The following is a 6576-nucleotide window of genomic DNA, read 5'->3' as shown; positions in this document are numbered from 1 at the left end:
GCCGGCTGCCGTCGGCGTCGACGACGGCGTCCGTGACGACCAGGGACTCCTGGCTGCCGAGGCCCAGGGTGCGGGCGGCGGACGGGGCGTCCGCACCGGCCTGCGCGATCAGCGCGGCACGCTGCTGTGCCGGGTTCGGCTGCGGGGCGGCCTGCGCCGATCCGGTGCCGACCTGGATCGCGCCGGCGAGGAGGGCCGAGGCGGACAGAGCGGCTCCGGCTGCGAGCTTTCGCTTCACGAACGGTTCCTTCCGGGGGTCTACCGCGGGTGTGCGGCGGCGCCACGTCCCGAGGCGCCGATCGGCGCGAGCTGGGGGCGGAACGGGCGCGGGCATGCAGGCTCCACGGAGTTGCCGGTACGGCCGTGAGGGAGGCGCCGGAGACGTTCCGGGGAGCTGGCCGGAATCATGACGAAGGATCAGGCGCAGGCGAAAGACCAGCTCCCCGCATTGGCGTGGTCTCGCCAATGCGGAACATTTCCCGGACGTCACAGCAGTGCTTCGCCGGAGAAGTCCCTGCGGGTGCGGGGACGGGTGGCCGGTCCCCCCGGCCGGTGGACGCGCGGGGCCTGCGCGAGCGGAATCCGCGGCCGCACCCCCGGGGGCCTGGCGTGATTCCGCCATGTGCGCGGACTTGTGCCGCGAATCGACCGACGCTAGCGGCCGGGAGCCAGGTGGGAGGACCCGGGTGGGCGTGCAGGGAGTCGCTGTGTGCCCGAACCGTCCGTGTGCACTTTCCGGCCGCCGGGGCGGATTTCCGGGCGCGGGACACACGACGGTCGAAGGGTTTCCGGCACGGTTCCGGTCGGCGGGCCAGGAACGGCCGGGGGAATTTCCGGCACGAGAAAGAGACGAATGCCTGAGGCGGCATCCACCGTGCCGGGATCACCGGCGGACCCGTGGGCGGAACACGGGCCGGAATTCGCGGAGAACGGCCGGTGGCACCGGGTGCACGGCACCGCCGTCCGCCACGGACCGGCACGGCACCCCGGATCGCCCTCCTGCTGCTGCATCAGCGCCGCCGGCCCGGAACGTGTCACCCGCTCCTGCCACGGTGCCCCGGCGGCGGACCTCCGGAAAGAGGTCGGCCGAGGGGTGTGACAGCCGCGCAGGCCACGGCGCTGAAGTACGTGACGAGCAGGCGCCGGTACCACGTCCGTCCTGCTGCAACCCGCCGCCCGGTTCGATGTGGAGCAACCACGGTGATCGACCAGAAACCGCTCGTGGACCCTGCGTCCGCCGCGCCGCCACCCGTCTTCGTCGACGGCAGCGGACGCCGCCAGCGCCGGATCCGCCGCGCCGGGCGCCTCCTCGTCGTTCCCGCCGCCGGCTACCTCGCACTGCTGGCGAGCAGCGCGATCGGCGGGCCGACCCTCGACGCCCCGTTCCTGCCGCAGAGCCCGGCCCGCGCCACCCCCGCGCCCACTGCGCCCGCCGGCACCGGCACCACCACCGGACCGACGGCGGACCGCCCCGGGGCGGGCACGCCCGGCACCGCCGCCTCCACCCCCCGCGTCACCGCGACGACCACCCCCACGACCGGGCAGCGGACCGCCACGCCGACCGCGGCCACGGGCCGTCCGGCGACCCCGGCGACCGCCACGGCCGCACCCGGACCGACCCACGGCAAGTCGACCGCCCAACCGGGCCGCCGGCCCACCAAGAGCCCCTGAACGGACCCGGCGGCCCGGGTGCACCAGGCAACCCGGCCTTCCCCGCCGCCATACCCAGGACCATCCGGAGAGCGAACCACCCGTGACCAGCACCACCCGACCCCCAGCGGCCCGCCGCGCCCGCCGCGCAGGCCTGGGCCGCCGCCGCATGGTCCGCCAGGTCCCGCTGCGCACCCACTGGCTGCTTCTCACCGCTCTCGTGCTGACCCTGACCACGGCCCTTCTGCTGCAGGGCTACACCCAGCACATGTACGGCCACGCCGCGGACGGCGCCGCCCCCGCGCAGGGCGCGGCCGCGTCGGTGCCCGAGGAGGTCCGCACCGGGGGACCGGTCGTCGACCCGTCCGGTGACCGGCCGCGCACCGCGAGCCCCGCAGCCGGGACGATCGCCCTGACCTTCGACGACGGCCCCGACCCCGAGTGGACGCCGAAGATCCTCGACGTCCTGCGCCGCCATCACGTGCACGCCACGTTCTTCGTCGTCGGCACCCAGGTCGCCGCCCATCCGGAGCTCGCCCGGCGCATCGTCGCCGAGGGCCACCAGATCGGCATCCACACCTTCACCCACGCCGACCTCGCCGCCGCCCCCGCCTGGCGGCGGTCCCTCGAACTCCGCGAGGCCCAGACGGTCGTGGCCGGGGCCACCGGCGTCACCACCCCGCTCCTGCGCCCCCCGTACTCCTCGGAGAACGACGCCCTCACCGACGCCGGCTGGGAGGCCGTCCGGCAGGCCGGCCGTGAGGGCTACCTCACCGTGCTCACCACGCTCGACAGCGGGGACTGGCGTCGGCCCGGCACCGACCGCATCGTCGCCGCGGCCACCCCGACGGGCCGGGACGGCCAGGTCGTGCTGATGCACGACGCCGGCGGTGACCGCAGCCGGACCGTCGCCGCGCTCGACATCCTCCTGCCGCGCCTGCAGGCCGACGGCCTGCGGTTCGCCACGGTCTCCGACGCGGTCGGGATGGCCGATCCCGTCCACCCGGCCACCACCGCCGAGCACTGGCAGGGACTGGCCCTCGTCGGGGCGCTCGACGCCAGCTCCTGGATCGTCGGGGCACTCGGCCGGTTGCTGTGGGCGGCGGGCGCGATCGGCGTCCTCCGCGCCGTGATCCTGCTGCTGGCCGCCCGCCGTCACAAGCGGATCCGTGCCCGCGGCTGGGGCCTGCCGGTCACCGCGCCGGTGTCCGTCATCGTGCCCGCCTACAACGAGAGCGCCGGCATCGAGGCGGCCGTCCGCTCCCTGGTGGCCTCCGACCACCCGGTCGAGGTGATCGTCGTCGACGACGGATCCACCGACGGCACCGCCGACCTCGTCGCGTCCCTCCGCCTGCCCCGGGTCCGGGTGATCCGGCAGGCCAACGCCGGCAAGCCGGCCGCGCTCAACAACGGCCTCGCGCACGCCCGTGGCGAACTCGTGGTCATGGTCGACGGTGACACCGTCCTCGAACCGGACGCCGTCCGCATGATCGTGCAGCCGTTCGCCGACCGGCGCGTCGGCGCCGTCTCCGGCAACGCCAAGGTCGTCAACCGCGGTGGTCTGCTGGGTCGTTGGCAGCACATCGAGTACGTCGTCGGCTTCAACCTCGACCGCCGCCTCTTCGACCTCGCCGAATGCATGCCCACCGTGCCGGGGGCGATCGGCGCCTTCCGCCGCTCCGCGCTCCTGCGCATCGGCGGCGTCGGCGAGGAGACCCTCGCCGAGGACACCGACCTCACCATGGCGCTGTGCCGGCAGGGCTGGCGGGTCGTCTACGAGGAGCGGGCCAAGGCCTGGACCGAGGCCCCCGCCTCGCTCGGTGCCCTGTGGCGCCAGCGCTACCGCTGGTGCTACGGCACCCTCCAGGCCATGTGGAAGCACCGCGGCGCGCTCGCCCAGCGCGGCCAGGCCGGCAAGCTCGGCCGCCGCGGGCTGCTCTACCTCCTCGTGTTCCAGGTGCTCCTGCCGCTGCTCGCGCCGGTCGTCGACGTGTTCGCGCTCTACGGGCTGGTCTTCCTCGACCCGGTGCGGATCATCGGACTGTGGGGCGCCTTCCTCGTCCTCCAGGCCGCCATGGGCGCGTACGCCTTCCGGCTGGACGGCGAACGCCTCGGACCGCTGTGGACACTGCCGCTGCAGCAGTTCGTCTACCGGCAGCTCATGTACCTGGTCGTCATCCAGTCCGTCTTCACCGCTCTTGCCGGCTCCCGCCTGCGCTGGCAGCGGATGCAGCGCTACGGCGCGCTGCAGGTGCCCCTGCCGCAGCAGGCCGCCGCCGGGGAGCCGCGCAGCGGGCGGTAGCGCGGCCGTCGGGCCCCGGACGGACCGCCGGTCCGCATCGGCGGGAACCCGCGGGCCGGCCCGCCGGGGTACGGACCGTCGTGTTCCGCAGCGCCGGGACGGGCGGCCGCGCCGCCCCCGGGCCGTCAGTCGTCAGCGGTCAGCCGTCAGCCGCCGGTCGTCGGCCGTCGGTCGTCAGTCGGCGGTGTCCTCGGCCCGGTCCGGCCGGTCCGTCCGCCAGGACATCTCGATCTCCAGCTCGACCTCGCCGTCGTCCAGTTCGACCTCGATCTCGGTGTGGAGTTCGTCGGGAATCCGCAGCGTCAGCTTGCCGGGGCCGAGGTTCAGCTCGGCCTGGCCGCCGCGCCTGACGGCAGCCGCCAGGGCGTCGAGCTGATCGGCGGCCTCGGCGCGTGACAGGGTGCGCTTCTGGGTGAACTCGAGGTCCTTCACGGACGCCTCCCGGGCCGGTGGGAACAGCAGATGCCTCCCATTCTGGGCCTGCTCCTCCGCATCGGCCCGGCGGCGGCGGTGCTGTACGACGTGCCGTCGGTGGCGCGCGGTGGCGGCTCGTCGATGCGGCGCGCGGTGGCGGCTCGTGGAGCGGCCGGTGAGTGCGGCAGCCCCCCGTGCGCGGGTGGCGAGGTGGCCCTGGCGTGCATCCGCCGCCGTCCCCCGGGACCGGTGCGGGACGGCGGCGGACGGCGGGTGGGCCTACTCGTGGAACTCGAAGCGCCACGCCTGCCGGACGTCCTCCGGCTCCAGCGGCCGCAGCGCGGTCATCGGCGGGAAGATCCGCAACAGGCTGAGGTCGGCGGTCAGCTCGACGCCGTCGATGGGGCCGCCGGGGACGACGATGTGGAACGCCTGCGGCTGGGCGGACTGCCGGAGCTGCCATTCGGTGCCCTGCGAGGAGCCGCGGAGCATCTTGTTGATCTCGGGAACGCCGTCGAAGCTGAGGTACGTCTCGTGCCGCAGGTTCTTGATGGTGACGTTGCCGTTGGAGAGGCTCTCGATCTGCCACTCCTGCTCTCCGGGCTGGCCGGTCGCCGGCAGCAGGACGGCCGGGGCCTTCGCGTCCTGGAGGGTCAGGTACTGCTCGCGCTGCCTGGTGATTCCGTAGATGCCGTTGGGGATCGGGGCCATGAGGGTTGTCTCCTTCGTGAGAGTGGGGCCGGTGCGACTCCCGGTAGGGGCGCACACGGACGATCCTTGCGGTGCGGCAGTGCAGCCCGCGGAGAACGCGCCCAACGGTCGCCCGATCGGGCGACGGGGTACGGCCTGCCACCGTCCCCGTCCCTGCCTCCGCGGCCCCGCCGCGGGGGCCGACGGGTGTGGTCCGTCCGCGGAGGCTCCGGCTGAACGATCGGCACGTACGGCGAAATGTTTCGACACATGTGGCGCTGATCGAGGATCTTCCTGTCGAACGGTCCGGTCGATCTCCGGACCGATCGCGCGACAGTGCCTTTTGAACAGCGCAAATCCCTGACGCAGGCGCTGCTTTGGAGAAAAAGCTTTCGCGATTACGGTCGAAACCGTTGACAGTCGACAGGGTCAGATCAACACTGATCGCCGTTGACGGACCTCAGCCACAGACCGATCCGGTCGCCACCGCGACCTGGTCCTCCGGCGGCCGGGCGTACGGGTACCGGCCATGTCCGGACGCGTCGCCCGACGCCGGTGCACGGTGACCGCCCGCCGGTCGCCGTCACCGTGGTCACCCTCACCCGTCCGTCGACGGCCCCGGCCGGGCCGCCCCGTGCCCCCCGGCCGTCCCACCCACCCCCGCCAGGAGGAACACACCGATGACCTACGCCCCCACCCGTCCCGGGAGCCGCGCGCGCCGCGGCCGGCTCAGGCTGCTCGTCGGCAGCGTCTGCGCCCTGGTCCTGGCCGTGGCCTCGCTGGCCGTGCCGGCGACCGCCGGTGCCGACACGACCATCACCTCGAACCAGACCGGCACCAACAACGGCTACTACTACTCGTTCTGGACCGACGGCGGCGGATCCGTCTCCATGAACCTGGGCGCCGGCGGCACCTACGGCACCTCGTGGAGCAACAGCGGCAACTTCGTCGCCGGCAAGGGCTGGAGCACCGGCGGGCGCCGGAGCGTGAACTACTCGGGCAGCTTCAACCCGTCCGGCAACGCCTACCTGGCCCTCTACGGCTGGACCACCAACCCGCTCGTCGAGTACTACGTCGTCGACAACTGGGGCACCTACCGGCCCACGGGCACGTTCAAGGGCACGGTCACCAGCGACGGCGGCACCTACGACATCTACCAGACGACCCGGACCAACGCCCCCTCCATCGAGGGCACCCGGACCTTCAACCAGTACTGGAGCGTCCGGCAGTCGAAGAAGACCGGCGGCACCATCACCACCGGCAACCACTTCGACGCGTGGGCCGGCAAGGGCATGAGCCTGGGCAGCTTCAACTACATGGTCCTCGCCACCGAGGGGTACCAGAGCAGCGGCAACTCGAACATCACGCTGGGCGACTCCGGCGGCTCGACCGGCGGCGGTGGTACGGGCGGTGGCGGTGGTACGGGTGGTGGTTGCACGGCGACGGTGTCGGCGGGTCAGAAGTGGAGTGACCGGTACAACCTCAACGTGTCGGTGAGCGGTTCCAGCAACTGGACCGTG

5 protein-coding genes and 1 pseudogene are annotated in these 6576 nt (G+C 73.4%); 3 read left to right on the top strand and 3 right to left on the bottom strand.

Features of this window, described 5'->3' with window-relative positions; translation table 11 throughout:
* Positions 1–238 (bottom strand): annotated as a pseudogene (locus SNE206_RS39515) (peptidase M4 family protein); the annotation flags it as partial.
* Positions 239–1200: 962 nt separating this feature from the next.
* Between SNE206_RS39515 and SNE206_RS39510 the strand changes: the two are divergent.
* Complete coding sequence (locus SNE206_RS39510; protein ID WP_407918431.1) at positions 1201–1671, top strand: hypothetical protein; 471 nt, start codon at positions 1201–1203, stop codon at positions 1669–1671.
* Positions 1672–1753: 82 nt separating this feature from the next.
* Entirely contained in the window at positions 1754–3952 is a 2199-nt protein-coding gene (locus SNE206_RS39505; RefSeq protein ID WP_407918430.1) for a bifunctional polysaccharide deacetylase/glycosyltransferase family 2 protein, read from the top strand.
* Between the two features lie 174 nt (positions 3953–4126).
* Here SNE206_RS39505 and SNE206_RS39500 read toward each other — a convergent pair whose 3' ends face one another.
* The gene (locus SNE206_RS39500; protein WP_407918429.1) at positions 4127–4384 is read right to left on the bottom strand and encodes an amphi-Trp domain-containing protein; all 258 of its coding nucleotides are present in this window, start codon (positions 4382–4384) and stop codon (positions 4127–4129) included.
* Between the two features lie 261 nt (positions 4385–4645).
* On the bottom strand, positions 4646–5077 hold the full coding sequence (locus SNE206_RS39495) for a hypothetical protein (protein ID WP_407918428.1): 432 nt from the start codon (positions 5075–5077) through the stop codon (positions 4646–4648).
* Between the two features lie 659 nt (positions 5078–5736).
* Between SNE206_RS39495 and SNE206_RS39490 the strand changes: the two genes are divergently transcribed.
* Positions 5737–6576: glycoside hydrolase family 11 protein (locus tag SNE206_RS39490; protein WP_407918427.1), on the top strand; the 840-nt coding region annotated here is incomplete at its 3' end.

The sequence above is a fragment of the Kitasatospora sp. NE20-6 genome (assembly GCF_045862635.1).
This window is presented reverse-complemented; position numbering and strand designations above follow the sequence as displayed.